Annotated in this window: 15 protein-coding genes and 1 riboswitch; of the genes, 11 read left to right on the top strand and 4 right to left on the bottom strand. The window is 54.2% G+C overall.

Annotation, left to right across the window (positions count from 1 at the left end; genetic code table 11):
• The first annotated feature begins 23 nt into the window (after positions 1–23).
• From V4U88_RS19615 to V4U88_RS19630, 4 genes are all read left to right on the top strand, one after another.
• Positions 24–1739, top strand: coding sequence for an ABC transporter ATP-binding protein (locus tag V4U88_RS19615; RefSeq protein ID WP_334074948.1), 1716 nt, complete (start codon positions 24–26; stop codon positions 1737–1739).
• A 91-nt stretch (positions 1740–1830) separates the two neighbouring features.
• A complete protein-coding gene (locus tag V4U88_RS19620) occupies positions 1831–2889 on the top strand; it encodes an NAD(P)/FAD-dependent oxidoreductase (protein ID WP_334074949.1) in 1059 nt (352 codons plus the stop codon).
• Positions 2890–3210: 321 nt separating this feature from the next.
• The gene (locus V4U88_RS19625) at positions 3211–3552 is read left to right on the top strand and encodes a PadR family transcriptional regulator (protein ID WP_334074950.1); all 342 of its coding nucleotides are present in this window, start codon (positions 3211–3213) and stop codon (positions 3550–3552) included.
• The gene (locus V4U88_RS19630) at positions 3549–4535 is read left to right on the top strand and encodes a permease prefix domain 1-containing protein (RefSeq protein WP_334074951.1); all 987 of its coding nucleotides are present in this window, start codon (positions 3549–3551) and stop codon (positions 4533–4535) included. Before V4U88_RS19625 ends, V4U88_RS19630 begins: the two co-directional genes overlap by 4 nt.
• A gap of 885 nt (positions 4536–5420) precedes the next feature.
• Here V4U88_RS19630 and V4U88_RS19635 read toward each other — a convergent pair.
• Both V4U88_RS19635 and V4U88_RS19640 read right to left on the bottom strand, forming a co-directional pair.
• Positions 5421–6086 (bottom strand): hypothetical protein, encoded by a 666-nt coding sequence (locus V4U88_RS19635; protein ID WP_334074952.1) that lies wholly within the window; start codon positions 6084–6086, stop codon positions 5421–5423.
• 1143 nt (positions 6087–7229) lie between these two features.
• A complete protein-coding gene (locus tag V4U88_RS19640) occupies positions 7230–8036 on the bottom strand; it encodes a sulfurtransferase (RefSeq protein ID WP_442951899.1) in 807 nt (268 codons plus the stop codon).
• A 229-nt stretch (positions 8037–8265) separates the two neighbouring features.
• Here V4U88_RS19640 and V4U88_RS19645 point away from each other — a divergent pair, with 229 nt between their 5' ends.
• Positions 8266–9189, top strand: a complete 924-nt coding sequence (locus tag V4U88_RS19645) for a DMT family transporter (RefSeq protein WP_334074954.1) — start codon at positions 8266–8268, stop codon at positions 9187–9189.
• A gap of 788 nt (positions 9190–9977) precedes the next feature.
• Here the strand turns inward: V4U88_RS19645 and V4U88_RS19650 are convergent.
• Positions 9978–10190, bottom strand: a complete 213-nt coding sequence (locus V4U88_RS19650) for a hypothetical protein (RefSeq protein ID WP_334074955.1) — start codon at positions 10188–10190, stop codon at positions 9978–9980.
• A 202-nt stretch (positions 10191–10392) separates the two neighbouring features.
• On the opposite strand from V4U88_RS19650, the gene V4U88_RS19655 reads away from it, so the two are divergent.
• Positions 10393–10986, top strand: a complete 594-nt coding sequence (locus tag V4U88_RS19655) for a hypothetical protein (RefSeq protein WP_334074956.1) — start codon at positions 10393–10395, stop codon at positions 10984–10986.
• Here V4U88_RS19655 and V4U88_RS19660 read toward each other — a convergent pair whose 3' ends face one another.
• Positions 10987–11988: a ketoacyl-ACP synthase III gene (locus V4U88_RS19660; protein ID WP_334074957.1), complete on the bottom strand. Its 1002-nt coding sequence runs from the start codon at positions 11986–11988 to the stop codon at positions 10987–10989. It lies immediately after the preceding gene.
• A 210-nt stretch (positions 11989–12198) separates the two neighbouring features.
• Between V4U88_RS19660 and V4U88_RS19665 the strand changes: the two genes are divergently transcribed.
• The 5 genes from V4U88_RS19665 (at position 12199) to V4U88_RS19685 (ending at position 15757) form a co-directional block, all read left to right on the top strand.
• The gene (locus V4U88_RS19665) at positions 12199–14328 is read left to right on the top strand and encodes a DNA topoisomerase III (RefSeq protein WP_334074958.1); all 2130 of its coding nucleotides are present in this window, start codon (positions 12199–12201) and stop codon (positions 14326–14328) included.
• Between the two features lie 58 nt (positions 14329–14386).
• The gene (locus V4U88_RS19670; protein WP_334074959.1) at positions 14387–14524 is read left to right on the top strand and encodes a hypothetical protein; all 138 of its coding nucleotides are present in this window, start codon (positions 14387–14389) and stop codon (positions 14522–14524) included.
• Between the two features lie 127 nt (positions 14525–14651).
• Entirely contained in the window at positions 14652–14915 is a 264-nt protein-coding gene (locus tag V4U88_RS19675) for a DUF1294 domain-containing protein (protein ID WP_334074960.1), read from the top strand.
• A gap of 89 nt (positions 14916–15004) precedes the next feature.
• On the top strand, positions 15005–15439 hold the full coding sequence (locus V4U88_RS19680; protein WP_334074961.1) for a universal stress protein: 435 nt from the start codon (positions 15005–15007) through the stop codon (positions 15437–15439).
• A 30-nt stretch (positions 15440–15469) separates the two neighbouring features.
• A complete protein-coding gene (locus V4U88_RS19685) occupies positions 15470–15757 on the top strand; it encodes a hypothetical protein (protein WP_334074962.1) in 288 nt (95 codons plus the stop codon).
• Between the two features lie 51 nt (positions 15758–15808).
• Positions 15809–15910, top strand: a riboswitch (purine riboswitch).
• The last annotated feature ends 93 nt before the right edge of the window (positions 15911–16003 follow it).

Here is a 16003-nt window from a genome sequence, read left to right on the forward strand (position 1 = left end):
GGAGGAAAGGAGTGGTATTCCGCTTGATTCGAAGATTTTTCTCCTATTATCAACCTTACCGGAGTTTGTTTCTGCTCGATTTTGGCTGTGCGATCATCGCGGGTTTGCTGGAGCTGGCATTCCCGATGGCCGTTAATGTGTTTATCGACGATCTGCTGCCTGAGGGCAAGTGGAATGTGATCCTGCTGGCTTCCGTAGCCCTTATTGCTTTGTATGTACTGAGCGCGGTTCTGATGTATATCGTGAACTATTGGGGCCACATGCTTGGCATCAATATCGAGACGGATATGCGCCGTAAACTGTTTTCGCATATCCAGAAGCTTTCGTTCCGTTACTTCGACAATACGAAAACCGGCCACCTGATCGGCCGTCTGACGAACGACATGAATATGATCGGCGAAATGGCGCACCACGGGCCTGAGGATCTGTTCATCGCCGTCATGACGCTCGCCGGTTCTTTCACGCTGATGGCGCTGATCCATTGGGAACTTGCGTTGCTTACTTTCGTGATCGTACCGGGGATCGTGTGGATCGTGATTTATTTTAATAAAAAAATGACGAAAGCGGTTGACCAGCTGTTCAGCGATATTGGCGATTTTAATGCGCGGATTGAGGATAGTGTGGGAGGAATTCGCGTCGTCAAGGCTTTTTCCAACGAGGCGCATGAAGAAGCGCAATTTGCCGTCAACAATGGACGTTTCCGTCTGACGAAGCTGGCTTCCTACAAGCTGATCGCCCGCAATGGCTCCATCAGCTATATGATGATGCGGTTCGTTACGGTGTTTGTCATGGTCTGCGGAACCTGGTTCGTCATTCAAGAACGCTTGTCATACGGCGAATTTGTCGGCTTCTTGCTGCTGACCAATGTGTTCTTCCGGCCCATCGAGAAGATCAACGCCATTGTGGAGAGTTATCCGCAGGGCTTTGCCGGTTTCAAACGCTATACGGAGTTGCTGGATACGGAGCCGGACATCGAGGATGCGCCGGACGCCGCAGAGATGCAGCCGTTTCAGCGGGAAATTCACTTCGACCACATCTCCTTCGGCTATGGAGAGGACAAAAAGGTGCTGAACCGGGTTGACCTTGTCATCCGCAAGGGAGAAACGGTGGCTTTTGTCGGACCGTCCGGCGCGGGCAAGACCACGCTGTGCAGCCTGTTGCCGCGTTTTTACGAAGTGGATGGCGGCGCGATTCGCATCGACGGCGTGGATATCCGCAGCGTGACCCAGGAATCGCTGCGCGGGCAGATTGGCATTGTACAGCAGGATGTGTTCCTGTTCGCGGGGACGATCCGCGACAACATCCTGTACGGCCAGCTTGGCGCCAGCGAAGAAGAGGTGTGGGAAGCCGCACGGAAGGCGAAGCTTGATGAATTTATCCGCGCTCAGGAGCAAGGGATGGACACGGTCATCGGCGAGCGGGGCGTCAAGCTGTCAGGCGGTCAGAAGCAGCGTCTGGCGATCGCCCGCATGTTCCTGAAGAATCCGCCGATTCTGATTCTTGATGAAGCCACCTCGGCCCTCGATACCGAAACGGAGCTGGCCATTCAGCAATCGCTCGCCGAGCTGGCGAATGGCCGTACGACGCTGGTCATCGCGCACCGGCTGGCCACGATCAAAGAGGCGGACCGCATCGTGGTCGTAACCGATCAAGGCATCGCCGAGCAGGGGCGGCATCAAGAGCTGGTGGAGGCCGGCGGCGTATACAGCCGCTTGCACCGGGCGCAGTTCGGAACTTAAGGAAGTTCTTTGCCGGCCGTGTTGACCGAGTGTCGGATCGATAGATGGAGAAGATGAAAGATCTTATATGACAAGCGGGAGGTAACCTAAAGTGCATGATTTGGAACTTTATGATTTGACGATTATCGGCGGCGGGCCCGCCGGTTTGTATGCGGCATTCTACAGCGGGATGCGGGATATGAAGACCAAGCTGATCGAGGCGAAGGAAGAACTCGGCGGGCGGACGCTGATTTATCCGGAGAAGATGATTTGGGACGTCGGCGGTGTCACGCCTGTGCGCTGCGAGCGATTGACGCGGCAAATGATCGATCAGGCGATGACGTTTGATCCTACGATCGTGCTGGGACAGCAAATTTGCGGGCTCGAGCGTCTGGATGACGGAACGATGCTGCTGACGGCGGAAACGGGCGAGCGGCATTGGACCAAAACGGTGATCCTTGCGTTGGGGCGGGGTGTGCTGAAGATGGCAAAGCTGGAAATCGAGGGAGCCGAGCGCTATGAGGTCAGCAATCTGCATTATACCGTGCAGGAGCTGGAGGTTTTCCGGAACAAGCGGGTGCTCATTTCCGGCGGCGGGGATTCCGCGGTGGATTGGGCGAACGAATTGGAGCCGATCGCCGCAAGCGTAACCGTCGTCCACCGCCGTGAGCATTTTGGCGGACATGAGCGCAATGTGAAACGGATGATGGAATCATCCGCTCGTGTCCTTACGCCTTATGCGGTGAAGCAGCTTCACGGCAGTGCGGACGGCAAGGCAATTGAGGCGGTATCCATCGCCCAGGTGAATCCGGAGGGCCAATTGGGGGACACTGCCATGCGGCTCGACGTGGACGCCGTGATCGTGAATCACGGTCTGCGCGGCGACTTCGGCAATATCGTCAACTGGGGGTTGGATATGGGCGAGTGGGATATCAATGCCAATGAAAAGCTGACGACCAATTTGCCGGGCGTTTTTGTGGCCGGCGACGTGGCGAGTTATGCGAGCAAGCTGCACTTGATCGCCGGCGCGTTTACCGATGCCGCCCTGGCGGTGAATAGCGCCAAGCTGCACCTGGAGCCGGAGGCGTACAGGATGGCCTATGTCTCCTCCCATAACCCCAAGTTCAAGGAGCGGAATATCGCGCTGGGCGTGGCGGAGGAGGAAGCTTGATCGGAGGGATGGGCGTGTCGTCGGCCTGTAATCCCGCGTCATTTTTTCATATTAAAAGGATTTTGAAGCAGGTCTGAAGCGTCATGCAGACATGTATAAAACGATCGGAAAACAAATCCGACATCAGTAATCTCCAAAAGAAAGAGTCCGCGCGAAACAGGCGAGGGCTCTTTTTTACATTTATTCCTTCCCGGTTTGGGCTGCATCGGTTTTATCATAAAAGCTGCGGGGGTTGCAATTTAAAAGAATACATTTTACAATATACTTAATGATGCGAGGTAGTTAAATATTACGAAGTACTTGAAAGAGGTGAATAGTTTCTTGGATTTTGACAAAGAGATGTTGAAGGGGTATATCGATGTCATTCTCTTGAGCCTACTTCAGGACAAGCCGATGTACGGGTATGAAATTGCCAAGAAAGTGCGCGAGGTAAGCGGCGGCGCGATGGATATTAAAGAAGCCACCTTGTATATGGCGCTTAAGCGGTTGGAGAAGCAGGCCCTGGTGGAGGCCTTCTGGGGAGAAGACGATGAATCGAGCGGCGGCGGACGGCGTAAATATTACCGGCTGCTGCCGGAAGGGCAAATACGCTTGCAGGAAAACCAGCGGAGCTGGGCGGTGTTCCGCAACATTATAGATACATTACTAGGAGGGAACCGATGATGAAAACAATGAGCTTAACCACTGAATCCACCCGCCGGATTACGGAATATGTCGACCAACTGTGCAGACTGATGAAAGAACCCCCCGGGGAAATCAACGACTTCCGCGAGGAGATGACCGCCAACTTGATCTCGGGAACACTGGAGCGTATGCAAACCGGGATCAGCGAGCAACAGGCGGTAGCTATGGCGCTGTCGCAGTTCGGCGAAGCCGGGGAAGTCAAGCGGGAGTTGGAGAAAATCTACACGGTCAAAAGGCGTTTTGCCACCGGCGTACTCTGCAGCGCCCTGACTCTGCTGGTTCTATCCGCCGTCTGTATAGGATTGATCTGCGGTGTATGGAATGAACGGATGGTTGAGAAGTTTGGTGAAGATGCCTATCAAATGGTGAAGCAGGAGTCCGGGACCCCCGGTACCACAACGCTCTCCCAGCCGCTTCAGGAGAAACTGAAAGCCTGGGTGGATAACACCTGGGGGGTAAAAGGAATTAATATTGAGCGCGCTCAAAATAAGAAGAATGAGAATTCCAGACTGTTTATGTATGCAGCCGATTCGGACGCAGAACAATGGCTCCACTACGGCTCGTCCTACGAGTCTTACAGCTTCACCATGCGCATGGAAGCCGAGGGAACCGAGGAAAAAGAACGCCCCCGACCGACGGAGTCCAAATTCTTCATCAGAACATTGATTCATGATGTATTTAGTAGCTATGTTGAGAACCCTCAGTCTCAGGTTGTTGACGAAAGTTCTTTCATTGTCAGCGTGGCGGTCACCTATTTCAACTATACCTTTTTCTACAGTCTGGGATTGTTCCTGCTCGGCGGCTACTGCCTGTTGTTTACGGTCTGGGCGGGGATGAATGCTTATTATGAAGGAAAAGGCAATATAGGCTGGATTGCACTGTTTCTGTTAACAAATATTATCGGTTATGGACTTTACCTGCTGTCACGCGGAAGCAAGCGGCGAGGTGCGGCTGCATTGTAGGTCCTGAGATATAACAAAAGGATGGACGCAGGTGTGATTCGGAAGGAAGCCGGCCACTTCCAAAGCCAAAAGGTTCGGACAGGCTGAGACGCTGGGCCGCAGTATATGACAGTCTGCGATCCTTACTCAGTGCCCCAGCCCGTCAGACGGCCTTGAACCTTGATCAACACAGAATTCCTGCATATCTGCAAGTTTTTTTCCTGTTCAGAACAAAAATTTGAAAATCCCTGCAAATCTGCAGGAATTTTCGGCGAAATAGCTCGTTTCTCTAAAATCGCTAGAAATACCTGCAGATTTGCATCTTTTTCGCATACCCTCGTCCGATCGATTTAAATACCTGCAGATTTGCATCTTTTTGGAGTTGGAAGTGTTGGAAAGCGCGTTAGGCACCTTAATAGCCGTGGGCTTAATACGGATTGGATGTTAACTTTTGAAAAAGTGCTCACTGTATTCGTGTGGAGACCGCTCCAAAACGGCACTATATTAGGTTTAACTATTGATTTGCATATTAGACAGCGGTGTAAAGGGCTCTTTTCACACTCTTGATCTGCAACTAAATGTCTGGTTTGAATTAAAGGGAATTCTTCCCGTTAATTTGGTATGCATGCGGCTGCAGAGGCGAATTAGCTGGAAAACCTCCCGTTAATTCGCCTGAAATTGTGTATTTCGGCCATAGGGCCGCGAAATAGATGGAGCTTTTCCAGCTAAATCCGATCGAAAAGCCAAGAGCGGTACATTAACAGGATATTTTCTCGTTAATGATACAGACTCCGACGGCGGAACCCTATATCTACAATTGTGGATGTTGGCAGCGTATATCCGAAACCCTATCATATGCTTGCCCAACGCCAATTCTTTAATTCAACCTATATAGTATCCTTTGGATTACTGCGGCAAAGAAATATTTCTCTCCACCATAAGAGGGATCAATTTACGGAATGCGATCGTGGATGCAGCCTTTTCCTCCCTTTGATAGGCTTCAAAGTCTTTTCGGAATGTCTCTTGTAGATCCTCAGGTAAATGGCGGATGTATAGGTGCGCGCATGCGCTGATCTGTTCCGGTGAGCCGAAATCAACGACCAGGTCAATGATGTCGAGCACATAAAACTCCATAGGATTCGCCTGGGGCAAAAACCATCCAGTCATAATGGCTTCCTCAAGTACCTCCTCAAGATTCGTACCATACTTGTCCACCAAAGGAACAACCTTGTCTTGAATCAACGTGATAATTTCCGCCAGTTCTCGCTCTCGGGTGGCTTCTTTAGCCAGATTCCATACCTTGCCTTTGTCTCGGAAACTGCTCAAGCTGATATACCAGTATGTTTTTCCGCTGGCCGTATTTATCATTCGGCAATCGGTATTAAACTCCAAATAACTGCCAGCCACATTGGAAGCATGACTCGAAAAACGTACCTCAGCCGTAAAGGAGCCCACGTGCTTGACCATGCTCCTCCTGGATTTATAGTATTTGAATCCGTAAGGTTCGCAGGCCGCAGCAATCTTGGAACAACATTCTCGAAAAATATCTTTTCCAGTTGGATGATCTGCCATATCGGTTCATCTCCTTTCTTATTCTATAAAGGGTATAACGACACAGAAATCCTTACTCCTTACTAGACTCTAAGTCCATATTACTACGAAAAAACGGGCCTCCGGTTTCCGATTAATTCCGTGATCTTGAAGACACAGCAATGAGCCGCCTGAAGCTCTTCAACTTCAAGCGGCATATCTACCATGTTATTCATAGTTTTTTTCACGAACGCTAGTTCGACGAAATTCGACTGGCTGGTTTGATCTACTCACTTTGTTGGCCAGCTGTTGATTTGACCTGAAATGTTGTTGACGCTATTGGATTAGGGACCTAACGGCAATGACGTTGCACCAAACCTTCCTTGATGCTGCCCATTTGGGGCCGGGCCAATCTGCCGCTTCGGCAAGCAACATGCCGAACTTAGATCGTCGTCCCCCCTCTAAACCATGCTAACGGTCGCCACAGCCGTTATTTGCCCGGTTTGCGCTGAATCCAAATTCTAACGGCCGCCACGGCCCCTATTTCATATAAGTATGGCTGTTTTGGTCAAAATGAAGGTAAATAACGGCCCACACGACCGTTAAAATCCCAATACGTGATTCTATCGCAACATAACGGCTCTCACGGCCGTTAGACTTCCTAACTGCAGAACCTTGTTTTAAGGCCTGTACTTACTTTTTTGCGAAGTTCTTTAAAAGCGATTGGGGCACCAAGCTCCGTTGTAATCATGTGTCAGGGTTAATGCAACGCAAGTGGCCTAACGGCCCCTTTATTTATGTAAAAAGCGAGGCTTACAGAAAAAAGTTTAGTACACCGGGATCGGGGGCCCGGGGCCATGTCAGTAGTATTGGCCCTCTCTTTTGTCTCTGGCCCCTTGTTCTCAGGAAGTTAGGGACTGGGCAATGAGCCGTGTAGATGTTCGGATTGGTGAATGCACAGGAACGGGAATCATCCGAGGATTGAGGGAAGCACACCAATCCGCCCTCCTCATCATTCTGCCGCTGTCGACAAGATACACTGGCCAACTCTTCCTATAATTGCTTTCAACGGCCGCACGTAGACTCCTTGTTGACTCGCGGGTCCTTCGGAAGATTCCGATGTAGGATACACCGCTATATCATCAAATGAAAGAGCCCGCGTCCGACGCGGGCTCTTGTCTTCTATTACTCCCCGGTTGCGATTGGGTTTTCCGAAAAGGAAATCCAATCGCTCCAACTGCCCGCATAGAGCTTCGCCTGCGGGTAGCCCAGCCGGTACAGCGCCAGCACGTTGGGGCAGGCGCTGACGCCGGAGCCGCAGTAGACGACGGCGTCGCGGCCGTCGTCGAGCGCCCGGATGACCGGGGCGAGCTGCTCGCGGAGCGCAGCCTCCGTTTTCCAACGCCCCTGGTCATCCAGCACGTCCTTCCAGAACCGATTGACCGCGCCGGGGATATGCCCGGCTTTGGCGTCAATCGGTTCTTGGGCTCCCGCGTAGCGCGAAGCTTCGCGGGAGTCCACCAGCAGGACGCCGGGATCGCCGAGCGCCCGACGGACCTGGTCCACGTCCGCGACCAGTTCGTCGCGGACGTTCGGCACAAACGCGGCCGGCACCGCGGTCCGCTGCGCGTCGGTCACCGGGAAGCCGCCGGCCTGCCAGGCGGCGAACCCGCCGTCCATGACGTACACGTCGTCATGGCCCAGCCAGCGCAGCAGCCACCACAGGCGCGCTGCGTACATCCCGCCCTGGTCGTCGTAAGCGACGACGCGGGTGGCGTTGCCGATGCCGGCCCGGCCGAGGCGGGCGGCCAACTGCTCCGGCGCCGGCAGCGGATGCCGGCCGCCATGTTCACGGACCGGAGCGGACAGATCCGCCTCCAGGTCCAAAAAGACCGCGCCGGGAATATGCGAAGCCGCATAGGCTTCCCGGCCGGCGTCCGGACGGCCCAGCGCGAACCGGCAGTCGACAATCACGAGATCCGGCTCGTACATACGGGCCAGTACCCATCTTGGCGTTACGATTGGATCGGTCATATGAGTTCAGGCTCTCCTTTTCACTCCATTGCGAAAAATGGCGTTTTTTTCGATTCCAAAGTAAAAGATATTTCCAATGTAGCACACTGCCCGGTCTTTAGACTATAATTAGGTTCGGTCTGCCGGACTTTACTTTTTTCAATACGTCAAAACGCCGCCGACACATAAAAAAGCAAGGAGCACCAACATGAAATCGAGTACCAAGCCATTCGTCTCATTTGAACTTCTCTACATAATCGGAATCCTCGCGATTTCGTTCTCATCGATCTTTGTCCGGTGGTCCACCGCGGAGGTGTCCGTCGTGGGCATGTACCGTCTTTATCTGACGTGCCTGCTGATGCTGCCGTTCATTTGGAAGTTTCGTAAGGAAATGTTCTCCCTCACCGCCAAACAATGGCGCGGCCTGCTGCTGTCGGGCGTGATGCTGGGCCTCCACTTTCTGCTGTGGATGAGCTCGCTGCGGCTGACAACGGTGGCCAGTTCGACCGTCATCCTGACGCTGGAGCCGATCCTCGTGATGATAGGCTCTTTTTTCCTGTTCGGAGCCAAAGTAAACCGGGCGATGCTCGCCGGAATGGGCTTGGCGCTCGTCGGGTCAATCGCCATCGGGGCGGGGGACTTCAAATTATCGGGTACCGCCCTGCACGGAGACATTTTGTCCTTGCTCGGCACGATCGCCGTGGCGGTTCATATGCTGTTCGGTAAACAATTGCTCAAAAAAATGAGCGCGTTCGTCTACAACTTCTGGGTGTTCTTCATCGCGGCTTCGACGCTTGCGGGCTATAACGCCGCAATGGGGCATGCCTTCACCGGCTACTCGCCGAGAGAGTGGGGAATCTATCTCCTTCTCGCGGTGGTCCCGACCCTGTTCGGGCACTATCTGTTCAACTGGCTGATGAAATTTATCAGTGCGGCCGCCGTTTCGATGGCCGTGCTGGGCGAACCGGTTTTCTCCTCGCTGCTGGCCTGGCTTTTACTGAAGGAGAGCCTGACCGGTATACAGCTGGTTGCTGGGGTGGCCATTTTGAGCGGGGTCTGGATCTTTATCCGTTACGGAAAAGAAACCCCTGCCGCCGAACCCGAGCCGACTGTGCTAAAAGACCCCGCCTAATCAGCCTGCTTAATCTTGGCATGAACGTAATAACGCCCCTTTTGGGGGCGTTATTGCGTTTTTTTGCGGGGTCGGACTCTAATAATAGCGGTTAAAAGGGCCTTATTATCCCGTTGCGGGCAAAATCGCACGCCAAAATGCGGCTATATTAGGTTGAACTAAAGAATTGGCGTTGGGCAAGGATGTGAATGGTTTCGGAGATACGCGGCCAACATCCACAATTGTAGATATAAAGTCCCGCCGTCGGAGTCTACATCATTAACGGGAAAATCTCCCGCTAATGTACCACTTTTGGCTCTTCGATCAGATTTAGCTGGAAAAGCTCCATCTATTTCACGGCCCTATGGCCGATATACGCAATTTCAGGCGAATTAGCGGGAGGTTTTCCAGCTAATTCGCCTCTGCAGCCGCATACGCACCAAATTAACGGGAAGAATTCCCTCTAATTACAACCAAACCATTCGTTGCAGGTCAAGCGTGTGAAAAGAACCCTTTGCACCGCTGTCTAATAGGCAAAATCAATAGTTCAACCTATATAGTTTCATAAACTGCCTCAAAACTGCGGGGCATGAGCAACAGGCTGCACTCGCCTGATCCCTGCCAGCGTTCCGCCCACACCTGATCCCAGCCAGCACTAAGGGCTGGCTGCCGTTTGGCACTCGCCTTCACTCGGCATGGGGACGCCGGCCTCGCCGGCCGGTATCCGTCCCAACCCGGCCTCGCCGCCCATATCTGTCTCAGCCCGGCGTAGCGGCTCCTGCGCCCGTGGCGCTTCCGTAATGGGAGCCTTATTTTCTCAGCTCAAAAAATTGGCTGTCGCTGCGGGAGTGATAGGTCAGCTCGCTGACGCCTTTTTGCGTGATGACGGTGTCGTCGGTAAAGCGGATGATGCAGGTGCTGCTATCCACCATATGGTTATCGCGGAAGATGCGGACGGGCATTTTGCGGTCCACCGCTTCCTGGAAGTCCTGTTCGGTCAAAAGCCGTCTAATCGTTGGCACGTTGTAAAATCTCCTCTATCCCTCTATATTGTTCCTTCGCTTGTTGCCACCAGCATATCAACGAACCTGTCGAATGTCCAGTTGCCGCTGACTGTCAGCGGATGAGCGCCCAACCGTGTCCCCGGGCAGATGCATATGATGAAGCATGGAGATGCGGGTTGTTGTAAAAAAATTTAAATCTTCATCGAGGAGAGGATGCGAAATGTCCGGACATCGGTTTTGCGGTAAGAGAGGAGGGCGCAGAAAAAGACTGGTGAAGCAATCGCCAACAGCCTATTTGCTGCAGAGGATGGCGGCGGGCATGCTTCCCCTGTATAAAGCGGTCGCGTGCAATCCGCGTTTTGCGGAGGCCTGGAGCCGGGCGGTGGTCGGCGCGGACCTGGACGGGTTGAAGAAAATGCTGTGCGTGGTGGCGCCCCGGCTGGCCCATCACGGAATAGGGACGAACGGCATCGGATATTTTATCACTTTCAGCGCGCCGTCGTCCTCCTATTCGTGTGGGGTGACCATCCCTCCGGGACAGGTTCAGTTTCACTTCAATTCGAGGATTCACCAACGAATCGCCCGGGCGGTTTTGCCCTATTACCGGGAAATGGCCAGCCGTCCCTCTTACTGTGCGGCACTCGCCAGAGCGATTCGGAGAGGCAATCAACGGGCCGCCTCCCGTTTGGTGCGGTGTTTTGTCAAAAGCCCCGCTCTTAAAGCGGTAAAAATTCAGAGCGGAGGCATCAATCTGGTCTTCAAATACCCCTCCAGCAAATTTGAATATACATGCCTGATGTTTCGGGATTATTAACTAGTTCGGGGTTTCCCCCCAACGGATCAGGAGTCCGCAATGGGTCAGGCCGCCGCCGAAGCCGTAGAGCAATACCCGGTCGCCGGGATGAAGCTGCCCGGACCGGACACCGGCTTGCAGCGCGAGGGGGATGGAGGCGGAGGAAGTGTTGCCCATCTCCGTTACGCTCTGCAATGTTTTGGCCAGGGGAATCCCGGACTTTTCGCAGATCGACTCGATCATCCGCAGATTCGCGCTGTGGGGGACGAACCAGTCGATATCGTCCACGGTCAGTTTCGCTTGCTCCAGCAGCTTTTCAATGCCGGCCGAGACGGTGCGGACCGCCCATTTGAACACTTCCCGGCCGTTTTGAACGATCCGGCCTTCTCCCGCCAGGGGCTCGCCGTCCATCTCCGTTGACAGGCCGGAGCGGTAGACGTGGATACCGCCGCTTCCCTGCGTTCCCATGATTACGGATTCGAAGCCCGGTTGCTCCGGCGCGTACTCCACCAAAGCGGCTCCGGCTCCGTCCCCGAACAGGATGCACGTACTCCGGTCGGTGTAATCCGTGATTTTGGACATCGTTTCCCCGGCCACGACCAATACTTTGCGGTGCAGTCCCGAAGTAATCATCCCGTTGGCCATATGGAGGGCATAAGTAAAGCCCGCGCAGGTCGCGTTCAGATCGATGGCCCCGGCGTCCTCCATTCCGAAGTGCTTTTGAATGCGGCAGGAGACGGTGGGGAAGGAGTAGTCCGGAGTTGTCGTGGAGGCGATGATCAAATCGACATCCTTCAGGGTGACGGATTCGCCGCCGGAGCCGCGCAGATTTTCCACGGCCCGGATGGACAAGTGGGAGGTGAATTCGTCATCGGCGGCGATGTGCCGCTCCTGAATGCCGGTACGTTGGACAATCCAGGCATCGCTGGTGTCGACGAGCTTTTCGAGATCATTGTTCAAAAGAAGGCGCTCAGGCACATAAGTTCCCAAAGCGGTAATACGGGCTGCGGATTTCGGATTCACTCCAAATCACTCCTTCAAATATTATCGAAAATTGTTATCTGGTATTAGTACCTGGTGATAAACCTATTATATCCGTTTCGTATTCTTTTTCCAAGCCTCTTTCTTTATACTTCATACCCTTAAATGCTCGGCAAGAAAAAGCGATCTCTCTGCGCGACGCCTTTCGGGATGCTATAATGGATAAGGAAAGAAGGGAGTGCTCAAACAGTCATGAAAACGTTGGTACTGGCGGAAAAACCGTCTGTGGGCCGGGAATTGGCGCGGGTGCTGGGCAGCCGTGAAAAACACAAGAGCCATTTCGAAGGGCCGAAGTATGTGGTTACCTGGGCGCTTGGCCATTTGGTTGGCTTGGCCGAGCCGGAGGATTATGACGGCAAATTCGGAACCTGGTCTTTGGAGGACCTGCCGATACTGCCAGGTAAAATGAAGCTGAAGGTGCTGCGGGAGAGCAGCCATCAATATAAAGCGGTGCAGCAGCTCCTGCGCCGTCAGGATATCGGCGAGCTGATCGTCGCGACGGATGCGGCCAGAGAAGGCGAACTACTGGCGCGCTGGATAATGGATATGGCGAAATGGAACAAGCCGTTCAAACGGCTGTGGATTTCTTCGCAAACGGACAAGGCGATCAAGGAAGGCTTCGCTTCCTTGAAGCCGGGTTCGCAGTTCGATCGGCTTTACCATTCGGCCCGCTGCCGGGCGGAGGCGGATTGGATGATCGGTCTGAACGTCACGCGGGCGCTGACCTGCAAGTTCGGTTCGCCTTTGTCGGCCGGACGGGTACAGACCCCGACCCTGGGCATGATCATGCAGCGGGAACGCGAAATTATGTCCTTCCGGTCGGAAGAGTATCAAGTGGTCCGCGCGGATCTGGGATCTTTTGAGGCCGTATGGCGGGGAAGCGGCGGCGATTCGCGGATTTTTGAGCCGGGTCGGGCCGAGCAGCTGCAGCGGAAGCTGGAGGGGCGCGGCGCAACGATCGTCAAGCTGACCAAGAGCGAGAAGCAGGTGCCGCATCCCCAGGCCTATGATTTGACGGAGTTGCAGCGGGATGCGAACCGGTTGCTCGGCTTCTCCGCGAAGCAGACGTCCAATGTGCTGCAGCGGCTGTATGAGCAGCATAAGCTGGTCACTTATCCCCGCACGGATTCGCGCTACTTGACCTCCGATATGGTGGAGACGCTCAAGGAACGCCTGACCAGCGTAGCGGTCGGACCTTATGCGCCGCTGGCCAGACCGCTGCTCCGCAAGCCGCTTCAGCCGGGCAAACGCGTAGTGGATGACAGCAAGGTGACGGATCACCACGCGATTATTCCTACCGAGCAGACGGTGCTGTTGAACACGTTGAATACGGAGGAGCGCAAGCTCTACGACCTGATTGTACGGCGGTTCATCAGCTTGTTCTATCCGCCGGCCCGGTTCGACAACGTCGCGGTCGTGATCGACGCGGACGGGGAGAAGCTCCACGCCAAAGGCGTCACGGTCAAGGACAGCGGTTGGAAAGCGGTGTATGACGGTCAGGCGGTCGCGGACGGGGAGGACGACGAGGACCGCGAGGAAGAGGGCGGTTCGGCCTCGCTGCCGGAGCTGAAGGAAGGCGAGAAGCTGACCGTCAAGCGTTGCCGTCTGCAGTCCGGCCGGACACAGCCGCCGAAGCGGTACACGGAGGCCGCGCTGCTGACGCAGATGGAGAAGCACGGCCTGGGCACGCCGGCGACGCGCGCGGATATCATCGAGAAGCTCGTGAGCTCCGACACGATCGAACGGCAGGGGGCCAGCCTGCATCCTACGGGCAAAGGCAAGCAACTGATCGAGCTCGCGCCCGCCGATCTCCGCTCGCCGGAGCTGACGGCGAAATGGGAAGCGGAGCTCGAACGGATCGCCCGGGGGCAGGGGAAGCCGGAACCGTTCCTGAACGGAATCCGGGACATGGCCCAGACCCTGGTCAAAGGGGTGAAGAACAGCGAGGCCACCTACAAGCCGCATAATGTTTCGAACAGCCATTGTCCGGACTGCGGGACACGGCTTCTCGAGAAAAAGTCCAAGCGCGGTTTGATGCTGGTTTGTCCGAGCGAGGACTGCGGCTACCGGCGTTCGGGTGAGAAGCAGTTGTCGAACCGGCGCTGCCCGCAGTGCCATAAGAAGATGGAACTGAAGGAAGGCAAGGCCGGCATGTACGTGCAGTGTCTCCCGTGCGGCATTACGGAGACGCTGAACAAAGATGCGAAGCACATCAACAAGCGGGAGCAGCAAAAGCTGGTCAAGCAGTATGCGAAGCAGGAATCGCTCGGCTCCAATCTCGGAGATCTTCTGAAAGCGGCGCTGGAGAAAAAGGGAGAGTAGAACAAGGACCGAATAAAAGCCGCGGCCGCCCGGAATGCTAAGCCCGGGAGGTGACTTTATGCCGCACAACAAAGCGGAGAAAACCCAGAACCGGCAGAACAAATCCAGCATCATGGAGGAGCATATCGCCCTGAAGCCCAAGAAGCAGGCCGAGTACCCTCCGAATCTGAACGAGATTCCGAAGCGGGAGTCTTAGGCGGTTGATGCAAGTGCTCCCCGAAAGGGGGGCTTTTTAATTTGTTTTCTAATTTAAAACGTTGGCGGTATAATGGAATAGAAGGCATCTCATGACTGCCCGACGGGAAAGAGGAGGCGATCAAAAAATGAGGACGGGCTTGCTGGTCTGGCTGCTATTTATCAATGCCGTGGCCTATATCGTCATGTCCGATGACAAACGGCGGGCCAGGCAGCGGAAGGAGCGGATTCCCGAGAGGACGCTGTTTCTGCTGGCCGCAATCGGCGGAGCGCCGGGCGTGCTGCTGGCCATGCAATTGAAGCGGCACAAGACCAAACATATGAGCTTCCGGGTGGGCATTCCGCTGCTCCTTGTTTTGAACGCCGCGTTATACGGGTATTTTTTTACTTGAGGGCCTTCCTTATGCGTGAGGCATTCATTTTTTGGCGAGTTTGACAGGTTGGAGAAGTACATACTTTTAGTAAAGTGGGGTGCTTTCTTATGTTATTTTCCAAAATATTAGCCGCCTATGACGGCTCCAAAGCGGCCAACAAAGCGCTGGACAAAGCGGTGGAGCTGGTGAAGGCGACGCCGGGCGCAACGCTCGAGGTGCTGCATGCTTTTGATTTTCCGCGCTTTTATGTCGCGGAGGGATTTGCTCCCGTTCCGGCCAAGGTGAACCAGGATTTCTACGAGCTGGCTGAGAAGACGGTGGAGGAAGTGAAGAACCGGCTGGAGGCCGACGGCATTACCGCCAAGGTAGAGATGGTGCAAGGGGCGCCGGCGGAAGCGATTCTGGATTACGCAGCCAAAAACGGCAATGACGTCATTGTCATCGGCAGCCGCGGCTTGGGCGGAATCCGCGAATTCGTACTCGGCAGCGTCAGCCACAACGTCGTGCAGCATGCCCGGATTCCGGTGCTGGTCGTGAAGTAACGGATTTATAAAATTAGCCCTTCGCGGGAGATGGATCTGATAACATCCATTTTCCCGGAGGGCTTTTTCTCGGTACCGGCCACCACCCGCAAATTAACGGTCTTTTTGGGCGCTATTGCGGCCCGATTTGGCTGCTGCTATTCCATACCGTCCCGTCCAATTCGACAAAATAGCGCCGCAAAAGGCCCCTATTCATCCGTCCTACTTTCAAGGGAAGCAGGACGCGTGATGGTCTCGAAAAAAGAGAGGAATGCCGAAACATTGTTCAAAAACGAACATTCCAAAAACTACACATATGAATGTTCGGGTTTAAGTTGACATTCGGCGTAGGGGATTGGTAAACTTAAATCAGCTTCTTTTTCTAAAATAATAAAATAAATATATTAATCTCGTATAAAGCCGGGAATAAGGTCCGGCAGTCTCTACCCGGGAACCGTAAATTTCCGGACTACGAGGAATTCAGCGTCAGCCGTGATCCCCCAGCTCCATTTACAAGCCGGGTGGAAACCGGACATTTGTCGTCTTTTCGTCCGGATTTCAGGGACAAATGGGCTGCGCGAGGAT

Source organism: Paenibacillus sp. A14, from assembly GCF_036864815.1.
Taxonomy (GTDB): Bacteria; Bacillota; Bacilli; order Paenibacillales; family Paenibacillaceae; genus Fontibacillus; species Fontibacillus sanfengchensis.

What these genes read in the sequence shown, in the direction of transcription:
- V4U88_RS19685 (WP_334074962.1), top strand. Translation starts at nt 15,470, where the DNA reads ATGGATCTGATAACATCCATTTTCCCGGAGGGCTTTTTCTCGGTACCG.
- V4U88_RS19640 (WP_442951899.1), bottom strand. Translation starts at nt 8,036, where the DNA reads ATGTACGAGCCGGATCTCGTGATTGTCGACTGCCGGTTCGCGCTGGGC.
- V4U88_RS19670 (WP_334074959.1), top strand. Translation starts at nt 14,387, where the DNA reads ATGCCGCACAACAAAGCGGAGAAAACCCAGAACCGGCAGAACAAATCC.
- V4U88_RS19675 (WP_334074960.1), top strand. Translation starts at nt 14,652, where the DNA reads ATGAGGACGGGCTTGCTGGTCTGGCTGCTATTTATCAATGCCGTGGCC.
- V4U88_RS19655 (WP_334074956.1), top strand. Translation starts at nt 10,393, where the DNA reads ATGTCCGGACATCGGTTTTGCGGTAAGAGAGGAGGGCGCAGAAAAAGA.
- V4U88_RS19635 (WP_334074952.1), bottom strand. Translation starts at nt 6,086, where the DNA reads ATGGCAGATCATCCAACTGGAAAAGATATTTTTCGAGAATGTTGTTCC.
- V4U88_RS19665 (WP_334074958.1), top strand. Translation starts at nt 12,199, where the DNA reads ATGAAAACGTTGGTACTGGCGGAAAAACCGTCTGTGGGCCGGGAATTG.
- V4U88_RS19630 (WP_334074951.1), top strand. Translation starts at nt 3,549, where the DNA reads ATGATGAAAACAATGAGCTTAACCACTGAATCCACCCGCCGGATTACG.
- V4U88_RS19645 (WP_334074954.1), top strand. Translation starts at nt 8,266, where the DNA reads ATGAAATCGAGTACCAAGCCATTCGTCTCATTTGAACTTCTCTACATA.
- V4U88_RS19680 (WP_334074961.1), top strand. Translation starts at nt 15,005, where the DNA reads ATGTTATTTTCCAAAATATTAGCCGCCTATGACGGCTCCAAAGCGGCC.